This is a genomic window from Halomonas sp. B23F22_20 (assembly GCF_043496985.1).
Taxonomy (GTDB): Bacteria; Pseudomonadota; Gammaproteobacteria; order Pseudomonadales; family Halomonadaceae; genus Halomonas.
This window is the reverse complement of record NZ_JBIEKH010000016.1, coordinates 66,927-85,083: the sequence shown is the minus strand read 5'-3', so window position 1 is coordinate 85,083 and position 18,157 is coordinate 66,927. Positions and strand designations below refer to the sequence as shown.

The window sequence follows — 18,157 nt, the reverse complement described above, 5'->3', positions numbered from 1 at the left end:
GCAAATTGCGCGCCATTCTACCCGCAACCCGACGCGAGGTTAAGGCAGCCGTGCCCGACCAGGGCACGGCGCGGGCTCATTCCGGCGTGGCCGGCAGTTGCCAGTCGACCGGCGCGCGGCCGTGCTCGGCAAGGAACGCGTTGGCACGCGAGAAGTGATGGTTGCCGAAGAAGCCGCGATGAGCCGACAGCGGCGAAGGATGCGGCGACTCCAGCACCAGGTGCCGGCGAGTGTCGATCAGCGCCTTCTTCTGACGAGCGTGGCTGCCCCACAGCAGGAAGACGGTCGGCTCGGCGTGCTCGCTGACCGTGGCGATGGCCCGGTCGGTGAAGGTTTCCCAGCCTTTGCCGCGGTGTGAGGCGGCAATGCCCTGCTCGACGGTCAACGAGGTGTTGAGCAGCAATACGCCCTGGCGCGCCCAGTGCTCCAGGTTGCCGTGATCGACCGGAACGAACCCCACATCGGCGGCCAGCTCCTTGTAGATGTTGACCAGCGACGGCGGCGTACGCACCCCGGCTCGCACCGAGAAGCACAGCCCATGGGCCTGCCCCGGACCGTGATAGGGATCCTGCCCCAGGATCACCACCCGGACCTGATCCAGCGGGGTCAGCTCGAAGGCCCGAAACCAGTGCGAGGAATGCGGATAGATGACCTTGCGGGCAGCCTTCTCGGCGGACAGGAAGTCGCGTAGCGCCTGCATGTAGGGCGCCGCAAACTCATCGCCGAGCCAGCGTTGCCAGCTATCGGGTAACGGACAGTTCATGATTCAGCGCTTGATCTGGTCGGCCAGGGGTTCGACATAGGCCACGCCCATGTCCCAGGGGAACTGGATCCAGCAGTCTTGTGCCACCTCGGTGAGGTACTGGTCGACCAGCGGACGGCCCTCCGGCTTGGCGTAGACGGTCACGAAGTGCGCCTTGGGCAGCATCTCGCGCACCTTGCGCGCGGTCTTGCCGGTATCGACCAGATCATCCACCAGCAGCCAACCGTCGCCGTCGTGATCGACGCCCTTCATGACCTCGAGCTCGCCCTGATCCTTGCCGTCGTAGCTACTGATACAGACGGTATCGATCAGCCGCACGTTGAGCTCGCGAGCAATCAACGCGGCGGGAATCAGCCCCCCGCGAGTGATCGCGACGATGCCCTTGAAGTCGCGCTCAACCAGCCGATGGCAGAGTTCGCGCACGTCGCGATGGAGCTGGTCCCAGGAGACGGTGAAATGCTGGTGATAGCGCTGATGGCTCATGGCGAACTCACTCATCTTCGGTGAAGGAACAGACCGCGAAGACGCTGTAGCCCGCCTCGCGAATGCGATCCGCGCCGCCCAGGTCCGGCAGATCGACGATGGTGGCGGTCTCGACCACCTGGCCACCGCTGCGGGTGATCAGCTTGGCGGCGGCCAACATGGTGCCACCGGTAGCGATCAGGTCGTCGACCACCAGGATCCGGTCGCCCTCGTGAAAGGCGTCGCTGTGCAGCTCGACCTCGGCCTCGCCGTATTCCAGCGTATAGGTCTCGCTGATGGTCTTGAACGGCAGCTTGCCCTTCTTGCGCACCGGCACGAAGCTGCAGCCCAGCTCATAGGCCAGCGGAGCACCGACGATGAAGCCGCGCGCATCGATGGCGGCGATGGCATCGAGATCCATCTCCTGATAGCGATGCACGAAGCTGTCGATCAGCTTGCGAAAGGCCGCGCTGTTCTGCAGCAGCGGCGTGATATCACGGAAGTTGACCCCCGGCTGCGGCCAGTCGGGGACGGTACGGATGACGGACTTGATGTAGTCGCCGTAGATGCTCATCGCAATTCTCGTCGGTCGGTGTCAGTCGAGGAACAGGAACTTGGCGCAGAAGATCAGCGCCAGGATCACCACGGCCGGGTTCAGGTCGCGGAAACGCCCGGACAGGGCCTTGATGGCCGCGTAGCTGATGAAGCCCAGCGCGATGCCCTCGGCAATGGAAAAGGTCAGCGGCATGGCAAGCGCAGCGATCAGTACCGGCGCCGCCTCGGTGGCGTCGTTCCAGTCGGCGTGGGCCAGGCTGCCGGCCATCAGCACCGCCACGTAGAGCAGCGCGCCGGCGGTGGCATAGGCCGGAATGGAACCGGCCAGCGGGGCGAAGAACAGGCTGACCAGGAACAGCACGGCCACCACCACGGCGGTCAAGCCGGTACGCCCGCCGGAAACGATACCCGCGGTGGACTCGATGTAGCTGGTGGTGGTGGAGGTACCGAGCGCGGCGCCAGCCATGGACGCCCCGCTGTCGGCCATCATGGCGCGACCGATGCGCGGCAGCTTGCCCTGCTCGTCGAGCAGGCCGCCACGATGAGCGACGCCGATCAGGGTGCCGGAGGTATCGAACAAATCGACGAACAGGAAGGCGAACACCACGCTGAACATGGCGATGTCGAAGGCGCCGGCCAGGTCGAGCTGCATCAGGGTCGGCGCGATGGAAGGCGGCATGGAGACGAGACCGCCGAACTCGTTATGGCCGAGCAGGATGGCCAGCACGGTGATACCGAGGATGCCGATCATCACCGCCCCGGTCACGCGCAGGTGCGACAGCGCGGTGATCACGAAGAAGCCGAGCAGCGCATAGAGCGCCGACGGCTCCGTCAAATCGCCCAACGATACGAAGGTGGCCTCGTTGGCCACCACGATGCCGGCGTTCTGCATGGCGATCATCGCCAGGAACAGGCCGATGCCGGCGGCGATCCCCAGGCGCAGAGACATCGGTATGGCATTGATGATCCACTCGCGGATGCGGAAAACGCTGAGCAGGAAGAAGGTAAAACCGGACAGGAAGACCGCACCCAGCGCCGTCTCCCAGCTGTAGCCCATACCCATCACCACGCCGTAGGTAAAGAAGGCATTGAGCCCCATGCCGGGCGCCAGGGCGATGGGATAGTTGGCCCACAGCCCCATGATCAGGCAGCCCACCGCCGAGGCCAGGCAGGTGGCCACGAACACGGCGCCATAGTCCATGCCGGATTCGGAGAGAATGCTCGGGTTGACGAAGATGATGTAGGCCATGGTCAGGAAGGTGGTGATCCCGGCGATGACCTCGGTCTTCACGTCGGTGCCGTGTTCGGCGAGCTTGAAGTGATTGGCGATCAGGCGTTTCGGCATGAGAGGGTCGTCCTAGCTGCGTTGTCGCGTCCTGGGGGCGAGAAAAGCCGCACATGGTAGCGGATGGCGACCCGGGAAGCGAGACGCCGCCTGGCGAGTACGGCACGACTCACTGATATATACGGGACCCCCGATAGCGTGGCCAGTCGGCTGGCCAACGCAGTCTGAACGCCTCAGGAGCCCCGGGCCGCCATGACCCGCTCGACCGTCTCGACGATGGCCTGGGTCTGGGGGTCGATCTCGATGTTGACCCGGTCCCCAGGCACCCGGTCGGCCAGCACGGTGCGCGCCAAGGTCTCGGGAATCAGATCGACGCAGAAACGCGGGCCGTGCTCTGCGGTGGCCTGGCGTGTCTCGCCGATGGTCAGGCTGGCACCGTCGACGCCGATATAGCCCTTGTCGAACAGGAAGCGGCCCAGCGCTGCAGGCAGCTCGAACCACAGCCGGCGATTGTTGGGCGCCTCGTCGACCTCGACCAGTGCCGCCGTGGCCATCACGTGGCCGGACATGGCGTGGCCGCCGATCTCGTCGCCGAAGCGTGCCGCTCGCTCGACGTTGACCCGGCCACCCACGTTAAGCGCCCCCAGGTTGGTGACTCTCAGGGTTTCACGCATCAGATCGAAGCTCACCCGCCCGTCGTCAATCGCCGTGACGGTCAGGCAGACACCATTGTGGGCCACCGATGCCCCGATCTCGAGCCCATGGCGCAGGGCCTCCGGCAAAACCAGCACATGGGTGCGGAAGGCTTCCGCTTCCTCGATGGCCACCACTTCCGCGGTGCCCTGGACGATGCCTGTGAACATGCCTTTCCTCTCGTGTCGTGCCGCCCCGACGGGCAGGAAGCCACTCAGTGTAGAAAAACGCGCCCCGTCGCGTCCATGCCAGGGGCCTCCTCTCTGGCGACATGAGCCAAATCTGATTAGCCAAAAGCCCATAAAACAGATGATTTTACTGCACATTCTTAAAAACCAGTGACAATCACTAACCACGTGCTTTAAGCCTGCCCACATGCACCAAAGCGTTTGACATACGTTCGTTCGAGACCTAGGATTGCGGCCACATTTTGAAGGCGCCGATTTGAACCCGGATTGCGGGCGCCGACGTCGCACGGCTTGCCAGTCGCGCGATGTGCAAGTGCAGCTAAAAGGGTGTGTCCAGCGTTGATGGCCACCCGTCAGGGTGGCCTTTTTTTTCCCGCCCGCCACGCGCACGCCGCCCGCCCCACCCCGGCGCCACCCCTGGTGGCCCAGATGATTCGACTGCACAACGTATCCAAGACCTACTTCGCCAAGGGTAAGCGAGACGGCGTCGAGGCCCTCAAGGCCGTCGACCTGCACGTGCCCAAGGGCCAGATCCACGGCGTCATCGGCCTGTCCGGCGCCGGCAAGTCGACCCTGATCCGCTGCGTGAACCTGCTGGAGCGCCCGACGACGGGCAGCGTCACGGTGGACGGGCAAGAGCTCACCGGCCTGTCGCGAGACGCCCTCAACCAGGCGCGCCATCGCATCGGCATGATCTTCCAGCACTTCAACCTGCTGACCTCGCGCACCGTCTTCGACAACGTCGCCCTGCCGCTCGAACTGATGGGCGTCAACAAGACCGAGATCGGTGAGCGCGTCACGCCGCTGCTGGAGCTGGTCGGCCTGGCCGACAAGGCCAGCCACTACCCCGCCCAGCTCTCCGGGGGCCAGAAGCAACGCGTGGCCATCGCGCGCGCCCTAGCCAGTCGACCCACGGTGCTGCTGTGCGACGAGGCCACCTCAGCGCTCGACCCGCACACCACCGGCTCGATCCTGGAGCTGCTGCAGGACATCAACCAGCAGCTCGGCCTGACCATCCTGCTGATCACTCACGAGATGGAAGTGGTCAAGACCATCTGCCACCGGGTCAGCCTGATCTCGGGCGGCGAGCTGGTCGAAGAGGCCGACGTCGGCGACTTCTTCACCGCCCCGCGCACCCGGCTCGGCCGCGAATTCCTCAATGACTTCCTCGAGCTCGAGCCGCCGCGGGCGCTGATCGAGCGCCTCGAGGAGGCGCCCGGCGCGCGCACCCACCCGATCGTCAGGCTGGCCTTCTCCGGCGACGCCGTCTCCACCCCATTGATCTCGCGCCTGGCGCGTGAGTGCGGCGTGGACGTCAGCATCCTCCAGGCCAAGGTGGAGTCGATCCAGGATCGCACCCTGGGGCTGATGATCGCCGAACTGATGGGCGACGCGGACGACACTGGCCGCGCCATCGCCTACCTGGAAACCCACGACCTGCAGGTGGAGGTGCTCGGCCATGTCCAGCGCGATGCTTGAACTGATCCTCGAGGCCACCCTCGACACCCTCTACATGGTGGCGATCTCCGGACTGATCTCGGCGGCGCTGGGCATTCCGCTCGGCGTGCTGCTCTATGTCACCCGACCACGCCAGATCCTGGCCCAACCGGTCGTCAACGGCGCGCTCGGCATCATCACCAATGTCGGTCGCTCGGTGCCCTTCATCATCCTGATGGTCGCGATCATTCCCTTCACCCGCGCCCTGGTCGGCTCCTCCATCGGCACCAACGCCGCCGTGGTACCGCTGACCATCGCCGCGATCCCCTTCATCGCCCGCCTGGTCGAGGGCGCCCTGAACGAGATCTCGCCCGGACTGGTGGAAGCCGCCCAGTCCATGGGCGCCACCCCGTGGCAGATCATCGTCAAGGTGCTGCTGCCCGAGGCAAGGGGCGGCATCTTCACCGCTCTGACCGTCACCATCGTGACGCTGGTGAGCTATTCCGCGATGGCCGGTGCGGTCGGTGGCGGCGGGCTCGGCGACCTGGGCATTCGCTATGGCTACAACCGCTTCAACCCCACCATCATGCTGATCACCGTGGTGATTCTGGTGTTCATGGTCCAGGGCTTCCAGAGCCTGGGGGACTATCTGGTGCGCAAGAGCGATCACAAGTGAGGACTGACGCCGCTTGACTACTGCGCTCGACATCCTGGCCGCCGGCGGTACTCGCCCTCCTCATGTAGCGGGCTACACTCCGGGAGCCGCGCTCCGGCGGCGGCCAGCCTGCCTTCGCTCGTAACGTCAATCAGCGCCACCCCGTTGAGCTCACATCAGATTGATAACCAAATCACATTACACATCTCGTTTTTATACCTTTATAGTCGTGGGCGAACCTCACGTCAGCTTCGACAGGGAGACATCGACATGCGCAACATCCTGATCGGCGGCCTCGCCGCTTCCGCTTTGACCCTGGCCATCGGCCAGGCCAACGCCGACGAGCACAGCATCAAGGTGGGCACGGTGGCAGGCCCCGAGACCGACGTCATGCAAGTCGCTGCGGACATTGCCGAGCAAGAGTACGGCCTGGACGTCGAGATCATCGAGTTCACCGACTACGTCACGCCCAACGCCGCACTGGCCGACGGCAGCCTCGACGCCAACGCCTACCAGCACGAACCTTACATGCAGTCGATGGTCGAGGATCGCGGCTACGACTTCGCCATCGCCGGCCGCACCTTCGTCTATCCGATCGGCGCTTACTCCGAGAAGGTCGACAGCATCGAGGCACTGCCGGACGGCGCTACCATCGCCCTGCCCAACGACCCGACCAACGAGGGGCGCTCTCTGATCCTGCTGCATGAGGAAGGCCTGATCACCCTGGACGACCCGAAGAACCTCGAGGCCACCCCGCTGAACATCGTCGAGAACCCGCATGACTTCGAGTTCCGCGAGATCGAGGCCGCCCAGCTGCCACGCGTGCTGCCCGACGTGGACATGGCCTTCATCAACAACACCTTCGCCCAGCCGGCCGGCCTGAGCCTGGACGACGCCCTGGTCAAGGAAGGCCCCGAGTCGCCCTACGTCAACATCATCGCCGTACGCGCCGGGGACGAGGACCGCGAGGAGATCCAGCAGCTGGTCGACGCCTACCAGTCCGACGAGGTCGCCGCCAAGGCAGAGGAGCTTTTCAAGGGCGCGGCCGTCCCGGGCTGGGAATGAGGGCAAGCGGACTTCTACTGCGCTCGATATCCTGGCCGCCTACGGTGCTCGCTCTCCTCATGTAGCGGGCTACACTCCGGGAGCTGCGCTCCGGCTGCGGCCAGCCTATCCTCGCTCGTAACGCATTCCGCATTACCCTCAGGATTGAGAAGTTTGGGGCCGGCCGATGTGCCGGCCCCTGTCGTTGAAGGAGACATCATGACCGACTACGCTCTGCTCGCCCGCCAGCTCGGCGCCCTGCTGGACACCCGCGACTGGCTGACCAACAGCGCCCAGACCAGCGCCTTCATCATGCAGGAGATCCCCGAGCTGAACTGGGTGGGCTTCTACCTGCAGCGCGAGCCCCAGCGACTCGACCTGGGCCCCTTCCAGGGCAAACCAGCCTGCCACCCGATCCCCTTCAGCAAGGGCGTCTGCGGCGCAGCAGCCCGCACGCGGGAGACACAGCGCGTCGACGACGTTCACGCCGTCGCCGATCACATCGCCTGCGACGCGGCCTCGCGGGCCGAGCTGGTGATTCCGGTGATGGTCGCCGACCGGCTATGGGGCGTGCTCGACCTCGACAGCCCCAGGCAAGGCCGCTTCAGCGCCAGCGACCAGGAAGGCCTGGAGGCACTGGTACAGGTCTTCGTCGAACACACGGATCTGAACTAGCAGCGCCCCGCCCTGCCACCGCCGGGCAGGGCGGGCGTGTCATGCAAGCACACGAAAACGCCCCGTGCCTGGGGCACGGGGCGTTTCGGGAATCTGGTAGGACCAAGCGGATTTGAACCGCTGACCTCCACGATGTCAACGTGGCGCTCTAACCAACTGAGCTATGGTCCTGCTGCGATGTCGAGATGGTAGGACCAGGCGGATTTGAACCGCCGACCTCCACGATGTCAACGTGGCGCTCTAACCAACTGAGCTATGGTCCTACGTTTCCGGCGATGTTCGCCGTGACAACGGTTGCGTATTCTACTGACCCGGACGGAAAATGCAACCCCCTTTTGCCAACACGAAACGCGCAAGATCAGGAAGTTGGCGCAGACTCGTCCGGCGCACAGCGCACCCGATCCACCGCCTCGAGCCAGCCGCCATACAGGCGCTCGCGCTCGGCCTCGTCCATCGCCGGGCTGAAGCTTCGTTCGCAGCGCCAGAGGGCGGCGATCTCGTCGAGGTCCCGATACCATCCCAGGCGCAGGCCGGCCAGATAGGCAGCCCCCAGGGCCGTGGTCTCGAGAATTCCCGGACGATCCACCTGCACTCCCAGCATGTCGGCCAGGAACTGCATCACCCAGTTGTTGCCCACCATGCCGCCATCCACCCGCAGAGTGCCCGGCGGCGTGCTCATGTCATCGCTCATGCAGACCTGCAGGTCGCGCGTCTGATAGCACACTGCCTGCAGCCCGGCGGCCACGATATCGGCGATGCCGGTGTCGCGCGTCAGGCCCAGGATGGCACCGCGGGCCTTGGGGTCCCAGTGCGGCGCGCCGAGCCCGGTAAAGGCCGGCACCAGGTACACGCTATGGCCACTCTTGGTCTCCCGCGCCAGGGTCTCGGTCTCGGCGGCATCGGCAAACAGCTTGAGGCCATCGCGCAGCCACTGGACGGTGGCGCCAGCGACGAAGATGCTGCCCTCCATGGCGTAGGTCGGCACGCCATTGAGCCGATAGCCGACCGTGGTCAGCAGTCGATTTCGCGATACCTCGGCACGCTCTCCGGTGTTGACGATCATGAAGCAGCCGGTGCCGTAGGTGCTCTTGCCCATCCCCGGCGAAAAGCAGGCCTGGCCGACCAGGGCCGCCTGCTGATCGCCGGCGACCCCGGCGATCGGCAGCTCGTCTCCCAGGAACTCCGGGCCCGCCAGCCCGAAATCGTCGCTGGAATCATGCACTTCGGGCAGCAGGTTCGCCGGAATATCGAACAGCGCCAGCAGCTCCGGATCCCAGCGCTGCGCATGAATGTCGAACAGCGCCGTGCGTGACGCGTTGGTGGCATCCGTGGCATGCACCCGGCCACCGGTGAGACGCCAGATCAGGAAGGTGTCGACGGTACCGAACGCCAGCTCGCCCCGCTCCGCCCGCTCCCGGGCGCCCTCGACATTGTCGAGCAGCCAGGCCAGCTTGGTCGCCGAGAAATAGGGATCGATCAGCAGCCCGGTACGCGCCTGAACCAGCTCGGTATGCCCAGCCTGGCGCAGGGAGTGGCAATGATCGGCCGTACGCCGATCCTGCCAGACGATGGCGTTGTAGAGAGGCTTGCCGGTCTCGCGATCCCACAGCAGGGTCGTTTCTCGCTGGTTGGTAATGCCGATGCCGGCGATATCCGTCACGCTCACCCCGTGCTCCGCGATCACCTGGCGACAGGTAGCAACCACCGAGTCCCAGATCGCTTCGGGGTCATGCTCAACCCAGCCATCGGCCGGGAACTGCTGGGGAAATTCTCGCTGGGCAGTGGCGACGCCATGCCCCTCGCGATCGAAGAGGATCGCCCGAGAACTGGTTGTGCCCTGATCGATGGCAAGCAGATAAGAGGCCATGAGGAAGCATCCTGGTATCGTTGGTTCGGAGAGGCGTTTTCGTTTTTCACGCCTACAATGTTCGATTATGATCAAAAGACTACGCTACTGGCAGAGGGCGCTCAATTGACAACAGCGCTCGACGCCTACGACTTTGGGAGCATACCGATCATCACGCATCGCCCTGCAATGGCGCTCGGATTGGCGTAGAATCCCGCCATCAAGGAGTTAGCATGACCCCACAGCAGCGCCAAGACAGCATCGTCGAGCTCGTTCGCCGCCAGGGCTACGCCAGCATCGAGCAGCTCACCGAACATTTTGCGGTCACGCCCCAGACGATTCGCCGCGATCTCAACCGCCTCTCCGGCGACGGCCAGCTCAGGCGCGTTCACGGCGGCGCCGGCCTCGAATCGAGCACGGTCAACACCGCCTATTCGATGCGCAAGAGCCTCAACCTGGAGGCCAAGCAGCGCATCGCGGCACTGCTCGCCCGCCACATTCCCGACCACGCCTCATTGTTCATCAACATCGGCACCAGTAACGAAGTGGTGGCCGAGGCCCTGCTCGACCACCAGGGCCTCGAGGTGATCACCAACAACCTCAACGTGGCCGCCATTCTCCAGCGCAAGGAAGACTTCAACGTGATCGTCGCCGGCGGCCAGGTCCGCTCTCGCGACGGCGGCATCATCGGCGAAGCCACCATCGACTTCATCAACCAGTTCAAGGTCGACTTCGGCGTCATCGGCATCAGCGGTATCGATGAAGACGGCTCGCTGCTGGAATTCGACTATCAGGAAGTGCGCGTCGCCCAGGCAATCATTCACAACTCCCGCCAGGTCTTCCTGGCCGCCGATCACTCGAAGTTCCAGCGCAACCCGGTCGTTCGCCAGGGCAACCTCGCCCAGCTCGACGCCCTGTTTACCGACCGCCAGCCCTCCGAGCGCATACAGGAACTGCTGCGCGAGCACAACGTCGCCCTGCACCTCGCCTGACTCTCTTCCTCTCCTCCCTTCCCGCCCACCGCGCCATATCATGTCGTTCCTCACGGCGGGAGCGCCTTGTCGCTTGATGTTCGTTTTCAAATACCCTATTTTCGTTTTCCAACATAAACGACATCATTTCCCTACGGCCCAGTGCCCACCGGAGCGTGACATGGCGACATCTCCCGATATTCTGGATCTCTTCGTGATCGGCGGCGGCATCAATGGCGCCGGCATTGCCGCCGATGCCGCCGGACGCGGCCTCTCGGTCGGCCTTTGCGAACAGGCCGACCTGGCCAGCGCCACCTCCTCGGCCAGCAGCAAGCTGATCCATGGCGGCCTGCGCTACCTGGAACACCACGAGTTCCGCCTGGTCCGCGAAGCCCTGCGCGAGCGCGAGACGCTGCTCGCCAAGGCGCCCCATATCATCTGGCCGCTGCGCTTCGTGCTGCCCCACCGCTCGCATCTCCGCCCGGCCTGGATGCTGCGCGCCGGACTGTTCCTCTACGACCATCTCGGCAAGCGTCGTCGCCTGCCCGCCTCTCGAGGGCTGCGCCTGGCGCCGGAACTGGGCCTGTCGCCCGACCTGTCACGGGGCTTCGAATACTCGGACTGCTGGGTGGATGACGCTCGCCTGGTGATCCTCAACGCCATCCAGGCCAGCGAATCAGGCGCCGAGATCCTGGTGGGCACACGCTGCGTCGGCGCCCACGAGGTCGACGGTCACTGGGAAATCGAGCTGGAGGACGTGGCCAGCGGCATGCGCCTGACCCGCCGTGCCCACTCGCTGGTCAACGCCTCCGGCCCCTGGGTGGAAAGCGTGATTCGCGGCATGACGCCACGCGCTTCCCGCTACGGCATGCGCATGATCCAGGGCAGCCACATCATCGTGCCGAGGCGCAACAGCGACGAGCGCGCCTTCATCCTGCAGAACACCGACCAGCGGATCGTCTTCGTGCTGCCCTATGAAGAGGACTTCAGCCTGATCGGCACCACCGATCGTCGCTACCAGGGAGACCCCGCCCGAGTCGAGGCCAGCGAAGAGGAGATCGCCTATCTGCTGGACGTCGTGAACGACCACTTCACCACTCCGCTGACGCGCGACGATGTCATTCGCACCTTCTCCGGCGTGCGTCCGCTGTGCGATGACGAGTCCGCCGAGCCCTCGGCCATGACCCGCGACTACACGCTGGACCTCGACACCCATGGCGCTCCGCTGCTGTCGGTGTTCGGCGGCAAGATCACCACCTATCGCAAGCTCGCCGAGGCCGCACTGGCGAGCCTCGCACCGCACCTGCCCTCCATGAAGCCCGCCTGGACGGCAAACGCCCCGCTGCCGGGCGGAGATATCGGCGACCAGGAGACGTTTCGCCGTCGCCTGGAGACCGACTACCCCTTCCTCACGACCGACCAGGTACGACGCTTCGCCCGCACCTACGGCTCACTGTGTCATCGGTTCCTGGCCGGCAAGTCGTCTCGCCAGGAACTCGGCGAAGACTTCGGCGCCGGCCTGTCCGCCGCCGAGGTGGACTACCTGGTGGAACACGAATGGGCCCGCGAGCCTCAGGACATTCTCTGGCGTCGCACCAAGCTGGCCCTGCGCCTCTCCGAGCAGCAGGTCATCCGGCTCACGTCTTACATGAACGCCAAGCGACAGGCCCTGGCCGTCTGAGGCGACAGACCCTGGTCATCCGAGATGTGCCGCTGGCCACGCCGGTCAGCGGCAGTTTTCGTATCGCTACGAAGAATACATCACTCAATTTTTCGCTCCTTTCTACATAGAAAAACCAGAAAGCTAACCGACTACGACCAAAGCCGAATGGCACTCATCAATCGTAGCGCTACGATTGATCGCGAATTTCGCAGCGCTACGAAGTTCGACACTTCGAAGATCACGACAACAACACACGCAAACCGGGATCCCCTCATGACCAAGACCTTCCAGCTCGCCCCCCTCGCCGCCGCCCTTGCGCTGACCGGCATGAGCGCCCATGCCCTGGCCGACGATGCCGACATCGAAGCCCGCCTGGCAGCGCTCGAGGCTCGGGTGGTCGCCGCCGAGCGACGTGCCGAGGCCGCCGAGGCTCGCCTGGAGGAGCAGGCCCACGACGAGGACTACGAGGCCAGGCTCGCCGCCCTCGAGGATCAGGCAAGCAGCGATGACGGCTTCTCCTTCAGCGCCTACGCCCGTTCAGGCCTGCTGCTCGGCGACGAGGGCAAGAGCCTGCCCGGCGGTCCCTATGTGACGCCCGCCGGCACCGTGGGCGGCGCCGTGGGTCGCCTGGGCAACGAGCCGGATACCTACGTGCACGCCAGGCTGAACCATCAGCACACCTATGCCAGCGGCGCCAAGCAACGCTTCCAGGTGTCCTTCGCCGATTCGGTCGAGACCAGTAACGACTGGACCGCCAACGAGTCCGACCTGAACGTGCGACAGGTATTCGTCGAGCTCTCGGAGCTGCCGAGCCTCGCAGGGGGCGCCTTCGAGGACGCCACCCTGTGGGCCGGCAAGCGCCTGGATCGCGACAACTTCGACATCCACTGGCTCGACAGCGATGTGGTCAAGCTGGCAGGCCTCGGCGCGGGGGTCTACGACGTCCAGCTCGGCGATGCCTGGAAGGCGAACTTCTCGCTGTACGGGCGCAGCTTCGACGACTTCCGCCTCGACCCGGAAGACACCGGGCTCAGCGACGATACCGACAGCCTGGTCCTGACCGCCAACAACTACGTCGGAAACTGGCAGTTGATGCTCAACGCGATCTCGGCCGCCGACAACGACCAACGACTCACCGACGGTGCCGGCACCGCCGCCGACCGCGGCCTCCACGCCATGCTCGCCTACAAGGGTGACAGCTTCTTCGGACTGGCAGACGGCGGCTTCCGGGCGGCCCTGCTGCACGGCCAGGGCCTCGGCGCCGAGGTCAAGCAGATCGGGGCCAACGGCGAGCTGCTGGACGACGCCCAGGCCACCCGCCTGGCCATCCAGGGCACCACCTACCTGACACCGGACTGGCGCATCGCGCCGGCGCTGCTGGCCGAAGTCAGCGAGGACCGGTTCGTCGAGGGCGACGACTACCGCTGGGCCTCGCTCAACGCGCGCATCGCCAACGAGCTCACCGAGAACTTCGAAATGCAGTACGAAGCCAGCTACCAGGCCATGGATCTCGACCCGCAGGGCTACAAGGGACGCCGCGCGGTGGAGGGCAACTTCGCCAAGTTCACCATCGCACCGACCTTCAAGCCCCAGGTGGGCGGCTTCTGGCAGCGCCCCGAGCTGCGAGCCTTCGCCTCCTACATCAGTTGGGATGACGAGCTGAACGATTTCGCCGCCGATGATGCCTTCGGCCAGGATGGCTACACCGGCGGGCAGTGGAGTTTCGGCGTCCAGGCGGAAACCTGGTTCTGATCGGCTGACGGGCCCGCTCGCCCCGCGCTCGCTGGCGTTTCGATCCTGCCCCATGGCGACGATGCCATGGGGCCTTTTTCCTTCCCGGCCCGCCTTGGACGAGGCCACGCGGGGGTGTGATAGGATTCATGCAAGTGCCGTCCATGGTCGCCACCTGGCTCGACCCGAGGCACTTTCCGACGTCCCGGCCACATCAATCGAGCAATCAGCATGAGTAGCCAACAGCGCTCCCGACGCAGCACCAAGCGCGTGACCATGACGGACGTCGCCAAGCTTTCCGGCGTCTCGGCCAGTACGGTGTCGCTCTATCTGCGCCGCCCCGACGAAGTATCCGACACCCTGGGGCGCCGCATCCAGGAGGCCATCGACGCCCTGGGCTATGTGCCCAACCTGATGGCGGGCGCGCTGGCCGCGGCCAAGACGCGGGTGATCGGTGTCGTCGTGCCGTCCATGGTCAACTCCATGTTCGCCTCGACCGTCAGCCGCATGCAGCTGTCGCTGAGCCGCCAAGGCTACCAGCTGCTGCTCGGTCACAGCGAGTATTCCGAGCAGCAGGAGGAGTCGCTGGTGCGCACCTTCATGTCCTGGTCGCCCAGCGCCATGGTGCTCACCGGCCTTCAGCACACCCGCGAAACGCGGCGCATCCTGACCAGCTCCGCGATTCCGGTGGTGGAGATGTGGGAGCTGGGCTCCAACGCCCTGGACACCATGATCGGCTTTTCCCACGAGGACGTCGGACGGGCCCAGGCGCGTCATCTCATCGAATCGGGCTGTCGACGCCTGGCCTTCATCGGCGCTCGGCTGAGCGTCGACAACCGTGCCCAGCTGCGGGCGACCGGCGTCAGGACCGCCTGCCGGGACCTGCTCGGCAGCGCCGATTGCCGGATCATCGACACCGGCACCGGCCGCATGGCCGAAGCCGCTCGTGAAGCGCTACGTACGCTGCTCGCCGAGCAGCCGGACATCGACGGCATCGTGTTCTCGAACGACGTCCTGGCCCTGGGGGCCATCTCCCAGGCGCAGGCCCAAGGCGTGCGCATCCCCGAGGACATTGCGCTGGTGGGCTTCGGTGACATGGACTTCAGCAACTGCTGCGTGCCGGCCATCTCGACGGTCCGTCCGCCCCGCGAGGAAATCGGCGACAGGATCGCGGTTGCCCTGCTCGATCGCCTGCAGGGCAACACCGTCGAGACCTCGATCGATCTCGGCTTCGAGCTGCTGGTGCGGGAAAGCTCGACCCGGCGAATCGGGATGGCCACCTCCTGAACGTCAGAGGGGCGCCGATCGGCGCCCCTCTTTTACGACCGCTCTCCCTTTACGACCACTCTCTTTACGACCGTTCTCTCTTCTGCGGCTGTCGTCTTTCCGCGGCCGTCAGCCGAGTCCCGACAGGCACAGGCTGACGCCCGATCCCATCAGCAGGAGGAAGGCGACACGCCGCAGGCTGCGCGGCGATAGCGGCGGCGGGTACCGACGCCCCAGCCAGGTGAACAGCACCACCACCGGGATCGCGGCGGCGGCCAGTCCCAGCACCTCGAGCTCGAGCGCGCCCTGAAACGCCACGATCACCAGGCGCTGGAGGCTATTGATGGCAAAGATCAACAGCAGGCAGTCGCGAATGACCGCCGGCGCCAGCGGCTGGCGGTAGAGCTGGAACACCATGGGCGGCCCCGAGGTCGAGAACATGCCGCCCATGAATCCCGACAGGCCGCCGAACAGCGCGAAGCTCCAGTTCGAAGAGCGCTCGCGCCGCGGCCTGGGGTGGCGCACCAGGATCAAGCTGCTGAGGATGATGGCCACGCCGAGGATCACCTGCAGCCAACCCACGTATTCACCGCTCAGGGCGTCCAGCGCCAGGACGCCCAGGAACACGGTGACCATCCCGCTCGCGGCACTGATCAGTACGACCCGGCGATCCAGGGTGGCACGCTTGCCGTAAAGGGCCACCGCACAGTTGAACAGGCTGAGGATACTGATCAGGATGGCGCCCATCGCCACCGGAGCAATGCCGAACATCACGACTCCGGCCATGAAGATCAGGCCGAAGGCGAAGCCGGTAACGGTCTGGGCGTAGGTCGCCAGCGCCACCACCAGTAGCAGCGGCAGGTGCTCCAGCAGGCTCATCCATCGCGCCCCGGCACGGACTCGAAGAGCCCTCGCCAAGCACTTTCTTGCCGGAAGAACACCGGGGGACGACCATCCGGCGCGGCCACCTGCAATCGGCGGCCACCCGCCTCGACGGCGCCGCTCCACAGGTGGACCCAGGTCTCGCCGGCCGGCAGGTAGACGTCACGCGCCTCGACGCCCTCCTCGACCACCGGCGCCACCAGCAGATCCGGGCCGTAGAGATATTGGGTCTGGGTGGCATAGGCCTCGGGGTCGCCCTCGAAGTGCAGGAACAGCGGACGCTGCACCGGAATGCCCCGTTCGGCGCCCTCCTCGACCTGCGCCTTGAGATAGGGGGCAAGATGGCGATAGACCCGGCTCATGTGCGCCAGGTGTTCGGTCAGCTCGGCGCTATCGAACCACTGCAGGTTGTCGCCGGGTCGATTGCACTCGTGGGTGCGCATCACCGGGGTGAAGGCGGCCAGGTCCACCCAGCGCTTGAACAGCTCGGCGCTGCGCACGTTGCCGAACAGGCTGGTGTAGCCGCCGATGTCGCTGTGATGGAAGGCATTGCCCACCAGGCCCGACGACAGCGCCGCGGTGATCACCGTGCCGATGCCGTCGTGACGGGAGAAGTCCACCGACTGGTCGCCGCCCCACAGCAGCGGGCAATGGGCCTGCACGCCGGTGTAGCCGGCGCGCATGAAGAAGGTGGCATCGGCGGTCTTGTCACGCTCCGCCACCGCCTCGGCATTGACCCTGGCCCAGCGCGTCGGCCAGCGGTTGTGCTCGACCTCCGCCGAGACGCCGTTGGCAAGCGTCACGTCCACGGGCAGGTATTCGCCGAAGTCCGCCATCCAGCCGCTGATGCCGATGTCGAGCATGTTGGCCTTGAGGATGACGTCCTTGAACCAGGCGCAGGCGTCGGGGCTGGTGAAATCCACCACGCCGCAGTCGAATTCGCCGAAGTCGACGATGGCCGGCCCGCCCTGGCCATCGGTGGCCAGGTAGCCGCGGTCGCGGGCCACCGGGTAGAGCTCGCCGTCCACGCACAGATAGGGATTCACGTAGCCCAGGAAGCGAATGCCCCGCTCGCCCAGCTCGCGACACCAGCCGGCAAGGTCCGGATAGCGGCTCTCGGAGGCCTTCCAGTCCCAGAATAGCCGCGCGCCGAAGCTGGTCTCGCGAATCCCCGCCCAGTCCTCGCACCACAGCGCCGAGACGGCCATGTCGGCGGAAAGCGCCTGGTCGAGTTTTTCTTCCGCATGCGCCTTGCCGCGCTTGAGGCCCAGGATGACCCCGTCGTAGACCCAGTCGGGCAGCCTCGGCTGATGGCCGAACCGGGCACCGAGCGTCTCGACCAGTGCCAGGTAGCTTGGCGCGGTAAACAGCTCGAGGCGCTCCGGCACCGCCCAGACCTGCAGTTCGTGAAAGTCCTCGTGGCGGAAGTCGAAGTCGGCGTAGCTGCTGGTTTCCACGTGGCAGGCATAGTAGCGCGACGACAGGAAGGTCGGCTGGGGATAGTTGGTGTGGTAATAGTCCCCACCGGCGCGATTCTCGACGTCCGAACGCCAGGTGACGTAGGTGCTTTTGTCGCGGCCGACGCCGGGCTCGGAGGTCCACAGCGGGAAATGGCGACCGCGCAGATCCAGGTAGGACATCTGTTCGCCGCAGCCCCAGACATGCTCGCCCTGCTCGGCGGCCAGCCGCCACCAGGTGCGGTTGATGCCCGGAGCGGCGTAGAGGGTGGTCAGGGTCGCGCCATCTCCGCGGGTCTCGAGCCGCAGCTCGAGCTGCAGGGCGTCGTCGGCGTGGCGCCGAAAGGCCAGGCGATGGCCATCGCCCTCCGCCATCACCTCCAGGTGCCTCAAGGGTTCGCGGGCCTCGAGATAGTCCTCGATCTCGAAGTTGCCCCGGTACATGTCGAAGCGGGCCTGGCCGCGACCGACGTGGATCGCCGGCGTCTCGGCGCTATGACGAAACAGCAGGGCGTCGCCGCGATAGAGGCTGACGGCGTGCGACTCGGGGATGACGCGCATCATGATGGTGTCCCGTTGGTGAA

The 18,157-nt window shown here is 65.5% G+C and carries 16 protein-coding genes and 2 tRNA genes; 8 read left to right on the top strand and 10 right to left on the bottom strand.

The window, feature by feature from the left end; genetic code table 11:
- Nucleotides 1–76: 76 nt before the first annotated feature.
- The 5 genes from ung to ACGTN6_RS14360 all read right to left on the bottom strand — a co-directional run bounded on the left by ung (nt 77) and on the right by ACGTN6_RS14360 (nt 3,928).
- Nucleotides 77–763 (bottom strand): uracil-DNA glycosylase, encoded by a 687-nt coding sequence (gene ung / locus ACGTN6_RS14380; protein WP_394592681.1) that lies wholly within the window; start codon nt 761–763, stop codon nt 77–79.
- A gap of 3 nt (nt 764–766) precedes the next feature.
- Entirely contained in the window at nt 767–1,246 is a 480-nt protein-coding gene (gene gpt / locus ACGTN6_RS14375) for a xanthine phosphoribosyltransferase (RefSeq protein WP_183387039.1), read from the bottom strand.
- Between the two features lie 7 nt (nt 1,247–1,253).
- Nucleotides 1,254–1,799, bottom strand: a complete 546-nt coding sequence (locus ACGTN6_RS14370; RefSeq protein WP_183387038.1) for an adenine phosphoribosyltransferase — start codon at nt 1,797–1,799, stop codon at nt 1,254–1,256.
- A 21-nt stretch (nt 1,800–1,820) separates the two neighbouring features.
- Nucleotides 1,821–3,125 (bottom strand): NCS2 family permease, encoded by a 1,305-nt coding sequence (locus ACGTN6_RS14365; RefSeq protein ID WP_394592678.1) that lies wholly within the window; start codon nt 3,123–3,125, stop codon nt 1,821–1,823.
- Nucleotides 3,126–3,298: 173 nt separating this feature from the next.
- On the bottom strand, nt 3,299–3,928 hold the full coding sequence (locus ACGTN6_RS14360) for a riboflavin synthase subunit alpha (protein ID WP_394592676.1): 630 nt from the start codon (nt 3,926–3,928) through the stop codon (nt 3,299–3,301).
- Nucleotides 3,929–4,375: 447 nt separating this feature from the next.
- On the opposite strand from ACGTN6_RS14360, the gene ACGTN6_RS14355 reads away from it, so the two are divergent.
- From ACGTN6_RS14355 to ACGTN6_RS14340, 4 genes are all read left to right on the top strand, one after another.
- Entirely contained in the window at nt 4,376–5,425 is a 1,050-nt protein-coding gene (locus ACGTN6_RS14355; RefSeq protein ID WP_394592674.1) for a methionine ABC transporter ATP-binding protein, read from the top strand.
- Nucleotides 5,406–6,059 (top strand): methionine ABC transporter permease, encoded by a 654-nt coding sequence (locus tag ACGTN6_RS14350; protein ID WP_183387034.1) that lies wholly within the window; start codon nt 5,406–5,408, stop codon nt 6,057–6,059. The genes ACGTN6_RS14355 and ACGTN6_RS14350 overlap by 20 nt, the downstream gene beginning before the upstream one ends.
- A 249-nt stretch (nt 6,060–6,308) precedes the next feature.
- A complete protein-coding gene (locus ACGTN6_RS14345; protein ID WP_394592670.1) occupies nt 6,309–7,103 on the top strand; it encodes a MetQ/NlpA family ABC transporter substrate-binding protein in 795 nt (264 codons plus the stop codon).
- A gap of 198 nt (nt 7,104–7,301) precedes the next feature.
- Nucleotides 7,302–7,757, top strand: a complete 456-nt coding sequence (locus ACGTN6_RS14340) for a GAF domain-containing protein (RefSeq protein ID WP_394592668.1) — start codon at nt 7,302–7,304, stop codon at nt 7,755–7,757.
- A 94-nt stretch (nt 7,758–7,851) separates the two neighbouring features.
- Here the strand turns inward: ACGTN6_RS14340 and ACGTN6_RS14335 are convergent.
- The 3 genes from ACGTN6_RS14335 to glpK form a co-directional block, all read right to left on the bottom strand.
- Nucleotides 7,852–7,928, bottom strand: a tRNA-Val gene (locus ACGTN6_RS14335).
- A gap of 15 nt (nt 7,929–7,943) precedes the next feature.
- Nucleotides 7,944–8,020, bottom strand: a tRNA-Val gene (locus ACGTN6_RS14330).
- 95 nt (nt 8,021–8,115) lie between these two features.
- A complete protein-coding gene (gene glpK / locus ACGTN6_RS14325) occupies nt 8,116–9,624 on the bottom strand; it encodes a glycerol kinase GlpK (protein WP_394592666.1) in 1,509 nt (502 codons plus the stop codon).
- Nucleotides 9,625–9,836: 212 nt separating this feature from the next.
- Here glpK and ACGTN6_RS14320 point away from each other — a divergent pair, with 212 nt between their 5' ends.
- From ACGTN6_RS14320 to ACGTN6_RS14305, 4 genes are all read left to right on the top strand, one after another.
- Nucleotides 9,837–10,595 (top strand): DeoR/GlpR family transcriptional regulator, encoded by a 759-nt coding sequence (locus ACGTN6_RS14320; RefSeq protein WP_394592663.1) that lies wholly within the window; start codon nt 9,837–9,839, stop codon nt 10,593–10,595.
- Between the two features lie 160 nt (nt 10,596–10,755).
- Entirely contained in the window at nt 10,756–12,255 is a 1,500-nt protein-coding gene (gene glpD, locus ACGTN6_RS14315; RefSeq protein ID WP_394592661.1) for a glycerol-3-phosphate dehydrogenase, read from the top strand.
- Nucleotides 12,256–12,510: 255 nt separating this feature from the next.
- Complete coding sequence (locus tag ACGTN6_RS14310; protein ID WP_394592659.1) at nt 12,511–13,989, top strand: carbohydrate porin; 1,479 nt, start codon at nt 12,511–12,513, stop codon at nt 13,987–13,989.
- A 210-nt stretch (nt 13,990–14,199) separates the two neighbouring features.
- Nucleotides 14,200–15,255, top strand: coding sequence for a LacI family DNA-binding transcriptional regulator (locus tag ACGTN6_RS14305; RefSeq protein ID WP_394592656.1), 1,056 nt, complete (start codon nt 14,200–14,202; stop codon nt 15,253–15,255).
- 108 nt (nt 15,256–15,363) lie between these two features.
- Here ACGTN6_RS14305 and ACGTN6_RS14300 read toward each other — a convergent pair whose 3' ends face one another.
- Complete coding sequence (locus ACGTN6_RS14300) at nt 15,364–16,113, bottom strand: sulfite exporter TauE/SafE family protein (RefSeq protein ID WP_394592653.1); 750 nt, start codon at nt 16,111–16,113, stop codon at nt 15,364–15,366.
- Nucleotides 16,110–18,137, bottom strand: a complete 2,028-nt coding sequence (locus ACGTN6_RS14295) for an alpha-glucosidase (RefSeq protein ID WP_394592651.1) — start codon at nt 18,135–18,137, stop codon at nt 16,110–16,112. The genes ACGTN6_RS14300 and ACGTN6_RS14295 overlap by 4 nt, the downstream gene beginning before the upstream one ends.
- Nucleotides 18,138–18,157: the final 20 nt, after the last annotated feature.